Here is a 783-nt window from a genome sequence, read left to right as displayed (position 1 = left end):
CTCTGTTCCGGAGGACACTTCATCTCCAGATTCTGTTTCTCCTCCTTCTGCCCCTGTTGAACCAAAGCCTTCTGGGTCTTCTGACCCTTTGGATTCCTCGTCTAATCTCCAAATTAGAGCTGTTGTTCCACAGGTTCCAACTTATCTTCTTTTGCCAAATGCCTTATTTCATGCTGGTTTAGTGGATATGACCGCGCAAAATAAGACATTAGAGACAATGCGGAATGCTTTTCATTCCTTTGGGAAGGATAATGAAAAGACAGCCTTTTTTCTGCATGCTTATGGTGGTAGCCATCATTATGCTTCCAACTTATCTGCTTTTGAATATGGCTATGGTGCTGAGCTCGATTATAATGCATTCGAAGCAGGTGTTTTGTTAAACGAGATTGAGAGTTTATATGGTCGTACATTCTTTGGGGTTATGGGGTCTTACGGAAATCTTTCTCTAACCCCTCAGGATGTTGAACAAAGCAAAAAGAGTGCATTTGATAAATGGTCTGTTTCTGCCTATGGAAGTCTGAAGCATGATACGGGTTTTTATATAGATGGGGTGGTATCGTATGGACTTTTTAAGGGAGATGTTTTGACCCTTGCACGGGGCAAGGTTGTGGCATTAAAGGGTAAACAGTTTAGCGGTTCTTTAACGAGTGGCAGAACGTTTTCAACAGGGTATAAAGGTGTTGTTTTTGATCCGCAGATTCAGATTGTTTATCAGCATCTTCAGTTTAATCAGGCGCGTGATATTGATAATCTTGATGTTGATTTAGGAAAATTTCATCAATG

General features: G+C 41.0%; 1 protein-coding gene. It reads left to right on the top strand.

From position 1 onward, the window contains the following. A partial coding sequence (locus tag ACFIK3_RS09690; protein ID WP_375676633.1) for an autotransporter outer membrane beta-barrel domain-containing protein occupies positions 1 to 783 on the top strand: 783 nt, incomplete at both ends.

It is taken from the genome of Bartonella sp. CB10SXKL (assembly GCF_042195515.1).
In the GTDB taxonomy this organism is placed as follows: domain Bacteria; phylum Pseudomonadota; class Alphaproteobacteria; order Rhizobiales; family Rhizobiaceae; genus Bartonella.
The sequence above is the reverse complement of the archived record's forward strand: the minus strand, read 5'-3'. Positions and strand labels throughout refer to the sequence as shown.